This is a genomic window from Xanthomarina arctica, from assembly GCF_014638915.1.
Taxonomy (GTDB): domain Bacteria; phylum Bacteroidota; class Bacteroidia; order Flavobacteriales; family Flavobacteriaceae; genus Xanthomarina; species Xanthomarina arctica.
Genome location: NZ_BMFQ01000002.1, coordinates 653,587 through 672,536, shown reverse-complemented (window position 1 = coordinate 672,536; position 18,950 = coordinate 653,587). Strand labels below are relative to the sequence as shown.

The 18,950-nt window shown below is 35.3% G+C and carries 16 protein-coding genes; 14 read left to right on the top strand and 2 right to left on the bottom strand.

Annotated elements, in window-relative coordinates; genetic code table 11:
* Window positions 1-52 precede the first annotated feature (52 nt).
* From IEV77_RS09265 to IEV77_RS09215, 11 genes are all read left to right on the top strand, one after another.
* The gene (locus IEV77_RS09265) at window positions 53-1,642 is read left to right on the top strand and encodes a DUF1254 domain-containing protein (RefSeq protein ID WP_188464074.1); all 1,590 of its coding nucleotides are present in this window, start codon (window positions 53-55) and stop codon (window positions 1,640-1,642) included.
* A gap of 146 nt (window positions 1,643-1,788) precedes the next feature.
* Window positions 1,789-3,426, top strand: coding sequence for a tetratricopeptide repeat protein (locus IEV77_RS09260; protein ID WP_188464072.1), 1,638 nt, complete (start codon window positions 1,789-1,791; stop codon window positions 3,424-3,426).
* A gap of 177 nt (window positions 3,427-3,603) precedes the next feature.
* Window positions 3,604-3,843 (top strand): hypothetical protein, encoded by a 240-nt coding sequence (locus tag IEV77_RS09255; protein ID WP_188464070.1) that lies wholly within the window; start codon window positions 3,604-3,606, stop codon window positions 3,841-3,843.
* Window positions 3,840-4,895: a SphA family protein gene (locus IEV77_RS09250; protein WP_188464068.1), complete on the top strand. Its 1,056-nt coding sequence runs from the start codon at window positions 3,840-3,842 to the stop codon at window positions 4,893-4,895. Before IEV77_RS09255 ends, IEV77_RS09250 begins: the two co-directional genes overlap by 4 nt.
* A 40-nt stretch (window positions 4,896-4,935) precedes the next feature.
* Window positions 4,936-5,748, top strand: coding sequence for a neuromedin U (locus IEV77_RS09245; protein ID WP_188464066.1), 813 nt, complete (start codon window positions 4,936-4,938; stop codon window positions 5,746-5,748).
* A gap of 42 nt (window positions 5,749-5,790) precedes the next feature.
* Entirely contained in the window at window positions 5,791-7,308 is a 1,518-nt protein-coding gene (locus IEV77_RS09240) for a DUF1254 domain-containing protein (protein ID WP_188464064.1), read from the top strand.
* A gap of 100 nt (window positions 7,309-7,408) precedes the next feature.
* Window positions 7,409-8,848 (top strand): DUF1254 domain-containing protein, encoded by a 1,440-nt coding sequence (locus tag IEV77_RS09235; protein WP_188464062.1) that lies wholly within the window; start codon window positions 7,409-7,411, stop codon window positions 8,846-8,848.
* A gap of 237 nt (window positions 8,849-9,085) precedes the next feature.
* Window positions 9,086-9,694 (top strand): DUF6515 family protein, encoded by a 609-nt coding sequence (locus IEV77_RS09230; RefSeq protein ID WP_188464060.1) that lies wholly within the window; start codon window positions 9,086-9,088, stop codon window positions 9,692-9,694.
* A 218-nt stretch (window positions 9,695-9,912) separates the two neighbouring features.
* A complete protein-coding gene (locus IEV77_RS09225) occupies window positions 9,913-10,956 on the top strand; it encodes an ArsO family NAD(P)H-dependent flavin-containing monooxygenase (protein ID WP_188464059.1) in 1,044 nt (347 codons plus the stop codon).
* A gap of 365 nt (window positions 10,957-11,321) precedes the next feature.
* Window positions 11,322-11,846: a tetratricopeptide repeat protein gene (locus IEV77_RS09220; RefSeq protein WP_229736629.1), complete on the top strand. Its 525-nt coding sequence runs from the start codon at window positions 11,322-11,324 to the stop codon at window positions 11,844-11,846.
* Window positions 11,847-12,079: 233 nt separating this feature from the next.
* The gene (locus IEV77_RS09215) at window positions 12,080-13,030 is read left to right on the top strand and encodes a hypothetical protein (protein WP_188464057.1); all 951 of its coding nucleotides are present in this window, start codon (window positions 12,080-12,082) and stop codon (window positions 13,028-13,030) included.
* Between the two features lie 331 nt (window positions 13,031-13,361).
* Here IEV77_RS09215 and IEV77_RS09210 read toward each other — a convergent pair whose 3' ends face one another.
* Complete coding sequence (locus IEV77_RS09210; RefSeq protein ID WP_188464056.1) at window positions 13,362-14,234, bottom strand: outer membrane beta-barrel protein; 873 nt, start codon at window positions 14,232-14,234, stop codon at window positions 13,362-13,364.
* A gap of 506 nt (window positions 14,235-14,740) precedes the next feature.
* Between IEV77_RS09210 and IEV77_RS09205 the strand changes: the two genes are divergently transcribed.
* Together IEV77_RS09205 and IEV77_RS09200 are read left to right on the top strand one after the other, a co-directional pair.
* Entirely contained in the window at window positions 14,741-16,009 is a 1,269-nt protein-coding gene (locus IEV77_RS09205) for a parallel beta-helix domain-containing protein (RefSeq protein WP_188464054.1), read from the top strand.
* Complete coding sequence (locus tag IEV77_RS09200) at window positions 15,984-17,108, top strand: SO2930 family diheme c-type cytochrome (RefSeq protein ID WP_188464052.1); 1,125 nt, start codon at window positions 15,984-15,986, stop codon at window positions 17,106-17,108. Before IEV77_RS09205 ends, IEV77_RS09200 begins: the two co-directional genes overlap by 26 nt.
* A 358-nt stretch (window positions 17,109-17,466) precedes the next feature.
* Here the strand turns inward: IEV77_RS09200 and IEV77_RS09195 are convergent, their stop codons facing one another.
* Window positions 17,467-18,210 (bottom strand): arylesterase, encoded by a 744-nt coding sequence (locus IEV77_RS09195; RefSeq protein ID WP_188464050.1) that lies wholly within the window; start codon window positions 18,208-18,210, stop codon window positions 17,467-17,469.
* A 26-nt stretch (window positions 18,211-18,236) separates the two neighbouring features.
* Between IEV77_RS09195 and IEV77_RS09190 the strand changes: the two genes are divergently transcribed.
* Window positions 18,237-18,947 carry an ABC transporter ATP-binding protein gene (locus IEV77_RS09190; RefSeq protein ID WP_188464048.1) on the top strand — a complete coding sequence of 237 codons (711 nt, stop codon included), beginning with the start codon at window positions 18,237-18,239 and terminating at the stop codon, window positions 18,945-18,947.
* Window positions 18,948-18,950: the final 3 nt, after the last annotated feature.

Sequence of the window (18,950 nt, the reverse complement as noted above, 5' to 3'; positions counted from 1 at the left end):
TTCATTCTAAAAGTTTTTTTTACATTTGATCTAATATTAAACTAACAAACTCATGAAATACAAATTACTAATGGCCGGAGTTGTCTTCTCAACTTTATTTAATTGCCAAGAAACAAAAAAAGAAGAGGTACCTGCAAAAGCAGAAGTAGTCATGGAAGAGCCTGCAATTGGCACTTATACACAAACAACAGATATTCCTAAAGGAATATTAACGCCAGCTGTGGTAGAAACATCTATTGGAACCTTAAACTTTTTCGATGGTACACCAACTCAAGAAACTGTTCAGTTAGTTTATGATAACTTAGATCGTTCACGTGGTATTGATGCCTTTTTAAAAGGTATTCAAGGCGCATCACTTAGAGGATTGATTGAAGGACCTAAAACGATCGGTGCTGGTGTAAAGTTCAATGACATCATGATCTTTTCAGGGTTGTTGGATTCAAAAGGAATATTTCTAACAGGAAACACCTCTACATTATATGTTGCTGCCGTGTTAGATCTAAAAAAACATGGACCAATGGTCGTTGAAGCACCTCCAGGATTACTTGGTGGATTCGACAATGCTTGGTTTGAATTTGTTGAAAATATTGGTGTTTTTGGACCGGACAAAGGTAAAGGTGGAAAATTCCTAGTATTGCCTCCGAATTACGAAGGTGAAATTCCTAAAGGTTACTTCGTTGTAAAATCTAATACGAACATTACATGGAATTTTATGCGTCTATCTATTGCTGAAGGTTTAGAAAAAGCAGCGAAAATAGCAGAGGACAATGTGAAAGTTTATCCATTGACTATGGCAGACAATATTCCTGAAATGAATTTTGTAAATGCATCTGATAAATCATTTAATACAGTTCACCATAACGATTATTCTTTCTATGAAGAAATTAATGAAGTGATTCAGTATGAACCATTAGAAATGCTAGATCCTGAAACTAGAGGGTTGTTTGCTTCTATTGGTATTGAAAAAGGGAAACCTTTTGCTCCAGACGCTAGAATGAAAAAAATTCTAACAGATGCTGTTGCCATTGGTAACGCTACAATACGTTCTACCATATGGTATCCAAGAACAACGGGCACTGCAGGTACTATGAAAGGGATTCAAATTTACCCTGATACCAACAGTGCTTGGGTGATGGCTTTCTTAGACAAGAATGTGTTCTTTAATGGTAAAGATGGTCACACCATGAATACAGATGCCAGAGCATGGTACTACTATGGTTATACTATTGTTACTCCTGCTATGGCGGTATCTATTCCGGGTAAAGGTTCGGATTATGGGATGGCATTTGTCGATTCCAATAAAAAACCAATGGATGGTTCTAAAACCTATAAAGTAACTTTACCTCCAAACGTACCAGTAAATAACTTTTGGGCATTCACGATTTATGACACGCAAACACGCTCTATGTTACAAACAGATCAGCCTAGACCAAGTGTTGGTTCTCAAACCAAAGGGTTTAAGGAAAATGCAGACGGTTCAATGGATGTGTATTTTGCACCTAAAGCTCCTGAAGGATTTGAAGGCAACTGGTTACAAACTATTCCTGGAAAAAGTTGGTATATTATCTTAAGAATGTATGGCCCACTAGAACCTTGGTTAGACAAAACTTGGAGACCAAGTGAGGTTATTGAAGTTAAATAACATATTTTAATTAAGATTATAAAAAGCGATTTGGATTTATTCAAATCGCTTTTTTTTTATTAGAAACACGAGTTTAAAATAAAAAAACTACATTTGATTTATTAAATAAAAAATTCAAAGTTATACAACTTATATAGGACATTTCAATGCCAGAGAACGTAGCAGGAAAACACATCTTACCTAATTATTCGAAGCAGGAAATTTTGGAGGAATTGGATCGCATTCTAAGCAGCGACCTATTTTCTCGTTCTTCCGTGTTAAGTAATTTTTTAAAATTTATTGTAGAAGAAACACTGGCTAGCCGTACTGATAGCTTAAAGGAATATATTATAGCTGTCAATGGCTTGGGGAAATCGGCAAATTTTAACCCGCAAACCAACGCAACCATTAGAATTAACGCAGGAAGACTTAGACGGTTATTACATACATATTATCTAGAGGCAGGAATGACCGATCCTATTAAAATTGAAGTAATTAAAGGATCTTATGTTCCCGTATTTCGATCTCATATTATAACGTCAAAGGCAGACATACAAGGTAAATCAGATTCACCAAGTAACACCAAAGCAAATACCTATTCCAGATCAAAACTCACGCTTGCCATATTGCCCTTTCGCAACTTATTGCCAAGTGATGAGTATCAATTTTTTGTGGATGGTTTTGGAGAGGAACTGACGCGAATCTTTAGCAATTCTGAAGAAATTGCTGTCGTGGCCCATTTTTCAACATTAAAATACGCGACTCATATTGAAGATATCCGAATAGTAGGAGCCGACTTAGGAGTTCATTATGTTATAGTGGGTTCTGTTAAACGCTCTGCTACGAAGATTAGAGTGAATGTCGGTTTAGTCGAAACCATGAATGGCATGCAAATCTGGTCCAAAGATTATTCGCACGATTTACAAAAAGACAAAACTATAGACATTCAAGACCAGATAAATGATGATGTATTTGCCTTATTAAGTGGTCAATATGGACTGATTATAAATGACACAGTACGTTTGGTAGGGGGTGAAATGAAGCAAGATTTGCAAACATTTGATGCTATATTGTGGTTTAATCTTACGCAAATAACACATTCAGAAGCAGATTGTATATTGTGTAGAAAGGCTCTTGAAAAAGCTTTACTTAAAGATCCAAATAATGTGATGTGCCTAATCATTTTGGGCGATTTAAATCTTTTTACTTATTCACTTGGGTATAAAACTGTTGAAGATCCCATAGCTGAAGCTTTAAAGCTATTAGATAAAGCCTTGAGCATAGCACCTGCATCTCAATTTGGAAATATCACCCGGGGGTGGGCGAATGTTTATTTGGGTAAGAAAAACGAAGCTATTGAAGCGCTTGACTATAGTATGCAACTCGGCCCACTTTCTCCATCTATAAAAAGTACTCTTGGTTTTGCTTATAATTGTATCGGAGAATATAAACGTGGATTAGTTTTACTAAAGGAGGCATTAAATCTCAACCCATACTGCCCTTGGTGGTGTTATTTAGGTTTTTACTTCGCTTATTATCAAAATGGTGAATACGAAGAAGCATTGCATTATACTCAAAAGATGAAAGCGTCAGAAGATGTTTACATAATACCATTGCTCATAGCTGCAGCCAAAGGACAATTGGGTTTAATCCTTGATTCGAAACCTGAAGTAGCTCTATTAAATGAAAAATTCCCAGAAATACTCGCAAATCTTAAACTTTACCTAAGTTCGTTTCTATTAGATGAAACTTTAGTTGACAATATTATTTTTAGCGCTAAAAAGACAGGTGTTAATATAACATAACTTAGTAGAAATAGTTCTCTGTGGTCCAAATGAGTATCAACCCTTATTCTCAAGATACAACACGCTAATTATTAAGACATTAAATTCTAAATGGAACCGTTTCATAACCGTTCCATTCTTACTGTTTTTTATAAGTTTTCTTACATTTACACGGCTATTTTAAATTAACAACCTCACATGCGTAAAGAAGTCGATTCTATTATTCAACTATTTCCGGATTTAGAAGAGGAGATTGATGACTTGTTTCAAATCGATGAGAACTTCCGGGATATGTGTTCAGACTACATGCTATGTAGGTCTATGGTCCTGGAAAGAAAAAATGACAGGAATATAAATAGGGAGGAGTTTGCCGATATGGAAGTGTTGCAGCGGAGTCTGGAAGAGGAGATAAGAGTTCAGTTAAATATAAAAAAATGAAAATAACAATTACAAAAGCAATGGTTTTATTGGTGTTTATCACCTGTTCAACTTTTAAAATACAAGCACAAGAGAAACCTAAATTAGCATCTCCTTTACAAACTGGTCATTATTTACCTGGAATTATAAGTATTCGTGATTTTGCAGATCCAGCACCAGCAAGTGGCTTGGTTCTACTAGATTATAATATATTTCTTTCGGGTAATAAGTATTTTAATAAAAATGGCGAAGAAGTGACTGAATTTGAAAGTCCAACAGGAGCCGATTTTGCATTAAATACCGATGTTAGCGGATACATTAATAATCCAGTATTAATGTGGGTTGCAAAACAAAAAGTTTTAGGTGCCACTTTTCTTACTGGTATCTCTATTGCTTATAATACGGTAAATGCAGATATTGCATATAATAGAAGTGGTATTATTGAAGGTTCCAACCAAGAAGGAAGTAGTATTAGTAATGTTTCTGGATTTTCAGATTTTAATGTCATGCCAGTGTATTTATCTTGGGGTTTGAAAGAGTTTGACATTACTGCAGGCTATATGTTTTATGCGCCTACAGGAGAATATACTCCAGGAGGCAATAACAATACAGGATTAGGCTATTGGAGCAATATATTTCAAGTCTTTACCTACTATTATCCAATGAAAATTAAAGGAGAAACCTCTAAAGCATTAGCTGTAATGTTCGCACCTACCTATGAAATTATTGGAAAAATCAAAGATGTAGAAGTAACACCGGGGAACCGTTTATCATTAGACTATGGGATAGATATGTATTTTACCGACAAACTATCGGTTGGTATCTATGGCGGTAATAACTGGCAAGTTGGAGACGATAAAGGTTCTGGAGTTTACTGGGATGGTTCTGTAAAAGATAAGAATGGTATTGTAGGTGCACAAGTGGGTTATTGGCTTTGGGCAAACAGATTACAAGCGGTTGGTAAATATGGTTCTACATATGGCAGTAAGCAACGTTTAAAACAAAATTATTTTCAAATCAACCTAACGTTTATTACCAATGCTTTAACAGGAAATAAAGCTGCTAAAAAATAATTATTTACACAGATTAATTAATAAAATTCAAATAAAAATCATGAAAAACAAAATTACTTTATTATGCTTTATGCTATTCATTGCTACTATGAATGCTCAAGAAACTCAAGAAGAATTGGCGAAAGCAGCACAAAACCCTTTAGCCAACATTATGAGTTTTCCGTTTCAAAACAATACTAATTTTGGATACGGTCCTAATAATGATAGAACACAAAATATCTTAAACATTCAACCTGTATTGCCTTTTTTTGATGGCAAACTTATTACTAGAACTATTATTCCAATTTTATGGCAACCTGATTTTACAGAAGCTTCTGGTTCAGTTACAGGGGTAAGTAATATTAATTTTACAGCATTTTATGTACCAAAATCTAAAGGAATTGTTTGGGGGTTTGGGCCTATTATTGCCTTCCCTGCAGGAAATGCTGATTTTGGTTCTAAAAAATTAAGTGTAGGTCCCTCAATAGTGGTATTAAAAATGGGTAAAAAATGGGTATATGGAGGTGTTATTAACAACACTTTTTCTGTAGCAGGCCCTTCAGATGTACAAGATGTAAATAATTTTTATGCTCAAGTTTTTGCTAATTATAATTTACCAAAAGGGTTGTATATAAATACGTCTCCAATCATCACGGCCAATTGGGAAGCAGAAAGTGGACAACAATGGACCGTTCCAATTGGAGCTGGTATTGGTAAAATTGTAAAACTAGGTGGCAAACTTCCTATCAATTTTCAAGCAGGATATTATTACAATGTAATTTCACCAGATTTTGGGCCAGAATCTCAATTAAGGGTGCAAGCAACAGTCATGTTACCTACGTCTCTTTTGAAGAAATCGGGAGCTACTAAATAAAACACATAATACTAAATCAATTATTATATAAATACACAGATCATGAAACAAAAATCAATTCACATTCTTGCTGCAGTACTTATTGGTGCATTTGTAGTAAATGTAAGTCATGCCCAAAAGTCGTCGAAGATGAAAATGACGACCCCTATCCCGGAGTCTATCACGACACCCGCAAAGATTGAATCTCGAATCGGTACGCTAGAATTTCCACAAGGCTCTCCGACCCAAGACACTGCCGACAAGATTTATGATTATCTTGACTTCATGCATGGAGTGGAAGCCTTCCTTTACGCTTTACCTGGTGCGTCAGTCCACGCGGCTGGTCGAGGCATCAAGAGCATGGGAGGCGACAACCAGACGGTTTTAATAATGGAAGAATTGATGAATGCGAGGTCACTTTTTTTAACGGCCAACACGCAAAGTATTTACAGTATGATGTGGTTGGACCTGAAAGACGGACCGTTAGTGTTAGAAACGCCACCTGATGTATTGGGTATCGTCAACGATCACTGGTTCCGCTATGTAGGTGATATCGGAAACGCTGGACCAGATAAAGGCAAAGGAGGCAAGTATTTATTATTGCCACCTGATTATAAGGGAGACGTGCCTCAAGGATATTTTGTATTGCGCTCTCAAACGTATCAGAACCTGTATTTCTGGCGTGGATTCATCAAAGATGGTAGCACAGCAACAGCGGTAGCAAACACAAAGAAGTTCGCAAAAGTTTATCCTCTAAACGCAATCAACAACCAGCCAGAGATGAAGTATATCGATGTATCTGACAAAGATTTCAATACCATTGGTAGCAACGATTATAGCTTCTATACAGACATTAACGAGATTATTCAAGCAGAACCAAACGAGGCCTACAGCCCAGAAATTTTAGGTATGCTTGCTGCTATCGGTATCGAAAAAGGTAAAACTTTTGCACCTGATGACAAACTTAAGAAGACGCTTACAGAGGCCGTGGCTGTTGGAAATGCCGCAGCAAGAACTATTGCGTTTCAACCTCGAATGGATGATGCCTACTTGTCACCAGGTAGCTCATGGTTCTTCACATTTGTTGGCGGTAGCTACCAGTTCCTATCACAACCAGGCGTGCGCAATTTGGCTGCACGCGACCTATTCCACTACAGTTACACAGGAATCACCCCAGCGATGGCATTCAAAATGGTAGGACTCGGTTCACAGTATGTCATGGCTACTACAGATTCCAAAGGCATGTCCCTTGATGGTTCCAAAACTTACAAAATACAGCTTCCGGCGAACGTTCCAGCCAAGGATTTCTGGTCTTTAGTGGCGTACGACAGTCAAACGCGTTCCATGTTGCAGACAGATCAAGCATTTCCAAGTGTAGGAACCGCCAGCAAAGGCATTGTTACCAATGCTGATGGAACTATTGATATTTGGTTTAGCCCAACGGCTCCAAAAGGGCATGAAAAGAATTGGGTGCAAACCATTCCAGGTAGAGGATGGGCTGTGCTGTTTCGCTTATATGGTCCCGAGGAAAGTTGGTTCAACAAGACCTGGAAGCCAGGTGAGTTTATAGAAGTTAAATAAACTTATTTAAATCTTAAAAAGCGATTTGAATTTAAATTTAAGTCGCTTTAAATTTTATTTTTTTTACTATACATTTGTACTAATTAAAAACCAACAAACAATGAATTTAAAAAATCTTATGAAACTAGCATCTGTTATGGTACTAGTTGTAACAATGAATGCTTGTAAAGACAAGCCAGCAGAACCTGCAAAGGAATCTCCTGCAACATTACCTCTGGATTCTATAAAAGCTATAGCTCATGATGCTTATATTTATGGGTATCCAATGGTAGATAACTACCGTGTGGAATATGCCTATTATGTAGACAAAACAGGGACGGAATTTAAAGCGCCTTGGAATCAAATTACAAATATCGCGCAGGTATATACAGCTGCGGATACTGCTGTACAAACAGCAAATTCAGACACACCTTACTCATGGATTGGATATGATGTAACAAACGAACCTTTAATTATTGGCCTTCCAGAAATTGAAGAAAGTCGTTATTATGATGTGCAATTCGTAGACAGTTACACGTATAATTTCGCTTACCTAGGGTCAAGAACTACAGGTAACAAAGCAGGTACATACATGCTTGTTGGACCAAACTGGAAAGGAGAAACTCCTGAAGGCATTGATAAGGTGATAAAAACAGAAACTCAAATTGGAGTAGTCGTTTTTAGAACACAACTTTTCAACCCAGCAGATATTGATAATGTAAAGGCTGTACAAGCCAAATACAAAGTACAAGGTTTATCTGAATATTTGGGTAAGGCTCCTGTAGCCGCTGCTTCAGCATCTGTTAACTGGATGATACCTTTAACGCCAGCTGAGCAAAAGACTTCTTTAGAGTTTTTTAATGTGATGAATTTTGTAATGAACTTTTGTCCAACAGTACCATCTGAAGTTGCATTGATGGAGCGTTTTGCTAAAATAGGTGTAGGAGCTGGAAAAACAATTGATGTTTCAACACTTTCTCCGGATGTTAAAGCAGCCATGGAAGCTGGTATAAAAGAAGCATGGGGCGTAACTTTTGCAGGTTTAATGAAAAAGGTTGAAGCTGGTGAAGTAACATCTGCTAACGTATTTGGAACAAGAGACTATATAGCTGGTAATTATTTATACAGAATGGCTGGCGATGTCTTAGGTCTTTATGGTAACTCTAAAGAGGAAGCTTTCTATCCACTTTATACTGTAGATGCAGACAAAAAACCATTGGATGCAGCTACAAACAACTACACTTTAACTTTTAAAGGTGGTGATTTACCTCCTGTAAATGCCTTTTGGTCTTTAACGATGTATACCTCACCAGAAAGCTTAATGGTTGCCAATCCAATCAACCGTTATTTAATTAATTCTCCTATGTTATCTGAATTGAAAAAAAATGCAGATGGAGGAATCACAATATATTTTCAGAAAGAATCTCCTGGGAAAAATTTAGAATCTAATTGGTTACCAGCACCTAATGGACCATTTAGAGTGGTTCTTAGAGAATACTGGCCAAAACCAGAAGCTTATAATGGTACTTGGAAACAACCAGAAATACAGCTTGTAAAATAAGCATACTTTTTAATAACAGTTTTAAAAGCGATTTGAATAGTAATTCAAATCGCTTTTTTTATTTGCTATCTATTATTCTATTTCTATAAATTTCAAAAGTTGGTAGATACAATCTGGGTATTGGTCTATTTGTGTTTTTTTCAAGGACTAATTAAAATATCTTTACACCATAGAAATAGAAGAAATAAGAAATTGTAAAGCCTTCTAATGAAACAAAGACCCAAAAACAGAAAAACTATGAAAGCACATATAAAAGTATATTTATTGCCTGTATTATTTTTAATTTGTCTTCAAGTTTCGGCACAAACAATACGTAATACAAATGTTAAAACGACAACAAAGTCAGTTGCAAAAAGTAACACCCAGACTAATAAAAAGGTGCAAACGTTTAGTAAAAAAGTGCCTAGTTCAAAGGTAACTTATAAAACTAAACAGAAAAAAGTAGCCTCTGTAAGAAATGTTCCAAACAAAACAAAAATCAGTTATCAAGGTCAAAATTACTATTATGCAAATAATAGATATTATACCCAATCTAGAGGGAGTTACATTGTAATTGCTCCAAAGGTTGGATTTAAAATAAAGACCTTGCCTTCAAATTATGTGAGAGTAAATTATAACACCTATAACTATTATAATGCGCAGGGGGTGTTTTATGTTCAAACAAATAATGTTTACGAGGTTGTAGATCCAGAAATAGGAACCTTAGTTTATGAACTCCCTGATGATTCTGAGAAAGTTGTTATAGATGGTGAAAGGTATTATGAATACGCAAACATTTTATATGAAAGAGTAAAGGTTAATGATAAGCGAGCTTATGAAGTGGTTGGAATTATAGATATGGAATAAAAAGTATAAAAATTTTAATTAGTAAAGTTGGTTAATAGTAGAAAAGGGGAATGGTTTTTAAAACTATTCCCCTTTTTGTTTGTACTGGTTGGCAGTTTAAATAAATTAGTTTCTAACTTTGAAATAAGTAATTTGGGAATTTCTTTTATTAGAAGAGTATTTGTAATTTAAAACTATTCAAGCTAAAGACCTCCTTTTTTTAATAAAAAATAGATGATATGAAACTCTATGATACACTTATTATAGGTGGCGGACAAGCAGGCTTATCTGTTGCTTATTTTTTAAGAAGGTACAAACTAAATTACCTAGTCTTGGACGATCACCAAAAAGCAGGTGGATCTTGGTTGGAAACCTGGGATAGCTTAAAATTGTTTTCGCCTACAGAGTTTAGTTCACTTTCAGGATGGGGCATGCCCAAGGGAATTAATGAATATCCAGATAAAGCCGAGTTTATTTCTTATCTAGAACAGTATGAATTGCGTTACAAAATACCTGTTAAAAGACCAGTTAAAGTGCTTTCTATAGTAAAGGAAAATACTATTTTTAAAGTAGAGACGAATAAAGGGGTTTTTTATAGTAAAACCGTAGTTAGCGCTACAGGAACGGCCCAAGCTCCATTTGTTCCAGATTACCCAAACCGAGAGGTTTTTTTAGGAACCCAAATGCATTCTTCAGAATATAGAAGCCCAGGTAATTTTACAGGTAAAAACGTGTTAATTGTTGGGGGTGGAAACTCCGGAGCACAAGTTTTAGCAGAAGTTTCGAAAGTAGCCCAAACTCAATGGGTAACACTCAAGGAGCCTAGTTTTTTACCGGACGATATTGATGGAAGATATTTGTTTAACGATGCTACAGATACATTTCATGGTAAAACTGGAACTACTAATGCCGGAACTAAAGCTACTTTAAGTGATATTGTCATGATTGAAAGCGTTAAAGAGGCTAGAGGTAGAGGTGTGTTACACGCGAAACGAATGTTTCATTCTTTTTATGAAAAAGGAGTTATTTGGGAAGATGGAACTAAAAGCACCTACGATATGGTTATTTGGTGTACTGGTTTTCGAGCAAATTTAAAATACTTAGCTCCTTTAGGCATTGTTGTAAATAATCGAATAGAAACCACCTATACGCGTTCTGTAATAGAACCAAATTTATGGCTTGTTGGTTATGGTAGTTGGACTGGGTTTGCATCTGCTACCATTTATGGAGTAGGTAAGACGGCACGTCAAACAGCCAAAGAGATTGCCGCGCTTTTTGATTGATTAAAAAAAAGTAAATTGAAAGTTTATTTAAGTTGCTTTTGGTTTTAAATCTATTATAAAAACAATATTTTTAACGCATTGGAAAAAAACCACGTAAACTGGAAATGGATTTTTTTAGCTATCCCAATGCATCATTAAAAAAGAAACAAAAAATGAAACTATCGAATATCAAATCTTTCACAATTAAAATTCTTTTGCTCTGTCTATGTCTTAATGTAATATTATCATGCAAGCAAGGAAATTTTAAGCAAACGCAATCCAAAACCCCAAATAAAGAGAACACTCAAAACGTAAATATAGAGCAAGATAAAGCTAACGGTATAGCTCTTTTCGAGAGTGGGGTTCAGGCAGTAGAATCCAACAACATGCCACAAGCATTCCAGGATTTCTTAGCGGCTGCTAAAGAAGGACATGCCGATTCTCAGTTTAATGTTGCGCTTATGTATGAGCAAGGCCTTGGAGTTAGTAAGAATGAAAGAGAAGCTCTTTTTTGGTATGAAAATGCCGCCTCTCAAGGAAATATGGGCGCTCAATTCAATCTTGGTGTGTTTTATGAGAATGGGATTGGCACTGACATTGACTTCTTAAAAGCGAATGATTGGTATCGTAAGGCTTCTGTTCAAGGCGATGGGCTGGCTATTGGGAATCTGGGTAGGTTGTATATACGTGGCCAAGGTGTGAAAGAAAATAAGAAAGCAGGTGTTGCACTTCTTATGGTGTCAGCAACTATAGACAAGTCTCCCGAAAATAATGCTAGTAAAAATATTTCAGCCATTCGTGGATTAACTACTGCAATGGTTACAGAAGCACAAGCTCTTTCTACAAAAACGAGTCAAGCTAGCAATCTCTTAGTGCCTTTGGATGCTTTTTTGAATGCCTCGAATAAATGATCCTAGATTGAAAATAGTTTGAAGTTGATAATACAAAACGGCCTAATATGTATTCGCTTTGCATTTTGGTTCTTTTGATTTCTGTTTTTATGCCTAGTAAGTTTCATGTTATTAGAGATTTTATCTCAATATTTTTTGTTCTAAAAAAATATGGTAACATCGTAGGCAACTGAAGTCGTTTAAAATCTTGTACCTTTATCATTTATATTTAAAATTAATATCCGTTTAAATTTATGAAATACGCTTCACTTTTATCTTGCTTGTTAATTGTACTATTTTCTGGTTGCAATAAGGTTAAACCTAAAGGAGATAAAGAGGTGCGTGCCTTTGTAAAAGAATGGAACCAAGCCCATACACAATTGAAGGTAGCTTACTTGGAAAGGGACTATATGTCTTTAGTGAGTTATTACGGAGGAGAACGTACCAAATCGCAAGTGCAACAAGATAAAAACTTACTGTTTCAACAATTTCCAAACTATACACAACGTGTTTTGGACGATCAATTTGATATTACAAAAGAGGCTGGAAGCTATTTAGTAACGTTTACCAATCATGTTAGCTACGGTGGGATAGAAGCAGACTATGCGTCTTACCTTTCATTGACTATTAAAAATGGTGCTTTCAAAATACAAAGAGAAGGTGTTGTTGAAGATGGGAATAATCTGGATGCTCCCATTTTTCCTAGTGCTCGAGAAGATATTATTTTCTTTTCCAATAACAGACAAGTGTATGGAGATTTTAATGGGGACGGTTTATCAGATTATGCCACGGTAATCTCTCCAGAACTAAACGTTATTTTAACAAAGGGAACTCAATACAACGATGCCATAGACTGTGAAGGCGGTTGCAACAGCATCATCAAATTCAGTAATAAAGAATTAGAAGACATAAAGATTGAAGAATCTTACCAATCGGAATTAGAAAACTTGAAAGACCTTAATGGAGATGGGGCTGATGAAATTGGATATTGGGATATAAAACCTACAACCAAAAGCCTCTATGTTTTTAACCCTACCAATGGCATGTTGCTTTGCGATCCAATTGTAATTAACACGGCCATACATAAAAACCTCAAGCTTATTGATGTATTTAAAAAAACAGGTCCTAATAAGATTACTGTAACTCGCAGTGCTGAAGTTAATGGGAAGTGGGTTCTGTTAAGCGAAGTGATTACCCTGGATTAATCGAAACTTTGAAAGTTGCATTTAAAAATGAAAAACAGAACAAGCGATAGTCCAAATAAGAGATTTCCTTTGTTGTCAGAACTTCAGGATCATGTAATTAAAAATTAGGAGGCGTTACAAGCTATTTAAGCGTCTTATTTATTTTCTACATCTTTTGGGAGTTTTGTCAAGCCCATGCATAGAAGTGATTCTTTAAACGGCTTATATAATGATGGTAGACAGCTGTTATTCTTTATAAAAATAAAACCCTCTTAAAACATATGTTTAAGAGGGTTTATATTTTTAATCACTGATTGTTTATTTCTAAACCAACCTTGACACTTACTTACAATTATAGACTAGAGGTACTTTTAGCTGTACTCTTGAATTTATAAGTCACACCAAAATTAAGTCCGAAAGAAGAATAAGGTACTTTTTCAGATAATTTTTGAGATGAATCTGTATTAGTTGTAGAAATAGAATCTACATAAGTTGTTTCTTTATTGTATCCAGCTGGTAAGTTGTCTAAAGAATATACACCAGCGGCGGCTACAGTACCATCAGGTAATACGAAGTCGGTGTTGAATTCTGTAAGTTCAGAATCTTTTCTTTTTAAACTGATTCCGTAATATTCTGCTTCAATAAAAAGACTGAAATTGTCGTTTAAAGCATACTTATAACCAAGTGCACCAACAAAACCTAAAGGAAATTTTCCGTGAAAGTCTTCTGTATAATTAGTTTGAGAATAAGATCCTTCAGGTAAACCTAATGCTTGAGCTGTTGCAGAAGAAAATGTTTCTTTTTGAGAAACAATAGCTTCTGTTTTTCCAGCTATTTTTATTAAGGCACCAAAACGCCCGTAAACATTATTGGTAAATTTATAAACTAAAGAAGCTGAAGCTCCATAAGCTCGTGCTCTAGCTTTAGCATCTACTTCATATCCAGGTAAATTAACTTCAGAAATTGTTTGGTCTGTACCTAATAGATAACCAACTCCTAAATCGACACCAAAAGATTCATTAAAGAAATAGGTACCTCTTAATTGGAAGTTAGCTCCCTCTCCATAACTACCATAGTTATTTTCAATTTCTGTACTACTAACTGTTTCGCCTAATTTCATGGTAGCACTACCTATGGCATACCCAGAACTAAGAGATACCTCGAATTGACCATAAGATAGGGTGCTGATTAAAACGGCGGCAAATAATGTGATTACTTGTTTCATAATTGATAATTTTATATTAATGATTTTTTTTTAGATCCTTATATTATATTATTATTTGATCTAGGGTCTAATAATGATAATAACACAATGGACGGCAAAGATACTTTTTTTAATAAAGTTGTTTAGGGGTTTGGGTGTTAAAATTCCTGATTTTAAAGGACATTCATTTTGAAAGTAGCCCTTTGTTTAAAAGGTTTTTTTGTAAATATATGAGAACATGAAACTTGCAAATTTAATTGTGAAAAATTAGTCCCATTTAAAAAACTATATTTTTTTAGAATTGTAAAAAAACCAACATCAATCTTAGAAATCTTACTTAGAAATACGTTTTTAGATTTGTTTTTTACAGTAAAATCTGCGGATATCTTTTCATTAGTATTAAAGAAATGTAGAATTGAGTGCCATATCTACTAACCAAAACCCGTTTCAACTTTATTTTTTTCAATAACAGCGCCCTTATCTGATATTTTTTCTAAATTGTAGCTTCTATTTCAATCTGATCCAACATGAAAAAACTGCTTTATTTAGTTCTCTTTGTCATTACAGGTTTAGTGATCTTGTTTTTTGTTTTAAAAAGTGAGCCTACGCCAACTTATGCCCCTGAAAGACATTATACCGAAGGGCAAGAAAATGCCATTCTTTCTCAATTTTTATTAGCCAAAGACAGTACGGTTATCGAATTAGGAGAAGGTCATTTTACTATAACCCAGTCTTTATTATTAGATGGTGTGAACCATGTAACCATTAAGGGACAAGGAATGGATAATACGGTTCTAAACTTTAAAGGACAAACAAAAGGGGCCGAAGGAATACGAATAACCAATAGTACTGCTATTACAGTACAAGATTTAACGGTTGAAAACGCCAAGGGAGATAACATTAAAGTAATGGACACCGATGGCATTACCTTTAAAAATGTAGAGAGTTCCTGGACAGGAGAAGTAAGTGAAGCCAATGGCGCCTACGCTTTTTACCCAGTTCTTTGTAAAAATGTATTGATAGATAATTGTAGAGCTATTGGATCGGCAGATGCTGGTATTTACGTGGGACAATCTGTTAATGTGGTCATTAGTAATAATGAAGCCTTTTACAATGTAGCTGGAATAGAAAGTGAAAACTCTATTAATGTTAAGATATTTGGTAATAAAGCTTATGAAAATACAGGTGGTATTTTAGTGTTTGATTTGCCTGGATTAACGCAATATGGATCTAACATTGAGGTTTATAATAATACGGTTTATGAAAACAATACCAAGAATTTCGCGAAACAAGGAGCTATTGTAGGCCAAGTACCTAGTGGAACAGGTAGTTTGGTTTTAAGTACTAAAGATGTTTATTTTCATGACAATACCTTTTTAAATAATAAAACAACATCTATTGCCATTGCAAGTTATGAGTTAATTTATGAATTGGGAAAACGCTCTAAAGAAAAACAAGTGGAAGCAGAAGGCGTGGTAGGTTCGGTACGTGTAATTAATGATAAGTATACTGCAGATAAGAACTACAATCCATATCCTAGAAACATTAGAATTGGTGAGAATTCTTATGCCAATTCCTATATTTTCCCTACAATTAATAACGATTTTGGAAAGATCCTGATATTTAAGAAACCTTTTCAAACAGTGGATGTTCTTTGGGATGGTTTGGAAGATTCCGAATCAGATTATACGATTTGTTTTGAAGATGGAACAGAAACTGTTTCTTTCTTTGGCTTGGATGTTTTACATGATTTTAAAAATGCGACCAGTGATGTATCGAAATTTAGTTGTAAGTAGTTTACTTGTTTTTGCTTTATTTATTAGTTGTAAGAAAAAAGAAAGCGTCGTTGAGCTTAAAGATTACGTGAGTATTTCGGGCTTATTAACAAGTCAAGACACACTAATGAACTATGAGGATTTAGGTTTAAAGAAACTCTCTGATTATGGCTTTTTCCTGCAACCCTTGAATCAATTAATCCCTGCAAACAAACAAGTGGTGCCTTACGATTTGAATTCCCCTTTGTTTACCGACTATGCTTCAAAAAAACGTTTTATTGCTTTTCCAGATGGAACTGAAGCTAGCTATATTTCTGATGCTCAGGTTTTAGATTTTCCAATAGGAACCATTCTTATTAAAAACTTTTATTATACCAACAACGATTTAAAAACAACTACTACGGATGTGATTATCGAAACACGCTTGTTATTAAAAGATGAGTCAAGCGAGTGGATCACCTTACCTTACATATGGAATGAAGAACAAACAGAAGCCTATTTATATATACTAGGAAAAGATATAGACTTGGTTTTAGAGGTCAATGACGGAAGAACTGAAAAAATGACGTTTAGCTATTCGGTTCCAAACCTAAACATGTGTAAAAATTGTCATGTTAAAGGGCAGGAATTAGTGCCGTTAGGACCAACCCCAAGACAATTAAACAAAACTAATGTGTATAACGGGATTTCTGAAAATCAGTTAAGCTACCTACAAGACAATAATAAACTTAAGGATTTACCAGAATTAGCAGATATTCATAAATTCCCTGATTATTCTGATGTTTCTGAAAGTGTGAATAATAGGGCGAGAGCTTATTTAGATGTTAATTGTGCCCATTGCCATCAAGATGGCGGTTCGGCAAAAACATCCGGTTTGCATTTGGTCTATCAAGAACAAACCCCCTATAAACTAGGTTTAAACAAACCACCAGTTGCTGCAGGTGCAGGTTCTGGAGATCTAGATTTTGATGTGGTGGCAGGAAAGCCAGAGGAATCCATTTTACTTTACAGAATGCAACATTTAGAACCTGAAATTGTGATGCCCGAAATTGGCAAAAACTTGGTGCATGTTGAAGGAGTAGCTCTTATTGATGCTTGGATTACTTCGTTGAAAAATTAATTTGAATCCTTAAGTTCTAATTATTGGGCAAATTATCATAAAAGTAGGCGATATTAACATGTAACTTTCTGGTATTCAGAATATGGTTAAAATAGCATATAAATATGATAATTTTGTAACGTTTTCATAGTGTTTTTCTTCCGAAATTTGTCCCAGAGATAAAACAGAAGATCTCTTGAACCACAAGAAACAAAACGCTATGACACATACCACAAAAATTACTCGTTCTAAGAAAGCAATTACAAAAAAAGCGATCCATACAATGTTGAGTCCATTGAAAGAGCTTCTTAGTGCTCCAGAATTTAATTCTAATATATTTAACGTTTAAGATTATAAAGTTTCTTTCGTTAATTGAATATCACTTTACTAAAGGGGATAACACATCCCAAACCGTGCCTGCCACTAATTTATGACCTTCCACATTTGGGTGAATCCCATCACTCTGATTTAGAGCAGCAATGCCTCCAACTTCTTCCAAAATAAAAGGAATAAAAGTGATATTGTTTACCATTGCTAGATCGGCAAATAACTGTCTGAATTCTGTAGTGTATTCTAGTCCCATATTTGGGGGTAATTCCATCCCCGCAAGAACAATCATGGTTTCAGGACTTTTATCCTTTACCACATCTATAATAGCCTGCAAATTGGCTTTGGTTTCAGTTAACGGAACCCCACGTAAACCATCATTTGCACCTAATTCCAATAAAAAGATGGTAGGATTCTGCTTGATTACCCAATCAATCCTACTTTTTCCTCCAGCACTTGTTTCCCCACTAACTCCAGAATTAATCACAGTGTAATCTAAGTTCAAGGAGTCTATGGTTTGTTGTAATATAGCCGGATAGGCATCGTTGGTGTCGTCTAAACCATAACCAGCTGTAATGCTATCTCCAAAGCACAAAATGGTTTTGCTTTTACTAAGGGACGTCACAGTGGTTTCTATTTGAGTTTCTGTTTGTAAAACTTCTGTTGTATTCTCTGTTTTCGAATCGCCACAAGAATAGAGGAGAGCAACCAAAATAAAATAACAAAACTTTATGAGTTTAGAGCTTGTTAAGTTTGGTAAATATGAATGCAATTGAGTATTTTGAGCCTCGGACATAAGTCTGTATTTAAATTAGAATTTAGATGTCAAAGATATTAAAGATTACTGGGTTGGAAAAGACATATTCCAGTGGTAACAAACAATTAACGGTATTACATGATATTTCGTTTGATGTGGAACAAGGACAAACCTTTTCCATTGTTGGACCTTCGGGAAGTGGAAAGACTACTTTATTAGGGCTTTGTGCTGGGCTAGATCAACCTAATTCAGGAACTGTAGAGCTCTGCGGACAGAATTTGAATATCTTAAACGAAGACCAACGTGCCCAATTAAGAAATAAGGAAGTGGGTTTTATATTTCAGAATTTTCAACTGCTTCCAACATTAACGGCTCTTGAGAATGTGAGCGTGCCTTTAGAATTACAAGGCGCAAAAAATGCGACCTCAAAAAGTAAAAGCTTGTTAGAAAAAGTGGGATTAGGAGACCGAATGCACCATTACCCATCGCAACTCTCTGGTGGTGAACAACAGCGTGTGGCCTTAGCCCGAGCTTTTGCAAACTCGCCATCAATATTGTTTGCTGATGAACCTACGGGGAATTTAGATGATGAAACTGGAGAAAAAGTGATCCAATTACTTTTAGAATTAAATAAGGAAAACGGAACGACTTTAGTGATTATTACGCACGATTTAGAGTTAGCCAATAGAACACAGCACATCTTGAAACTAAAAGGTGGTAAAATAGTAACAAATCAACCTACCCCGTCCCGTGAAGCATCCCAACGAAACAAATAAACT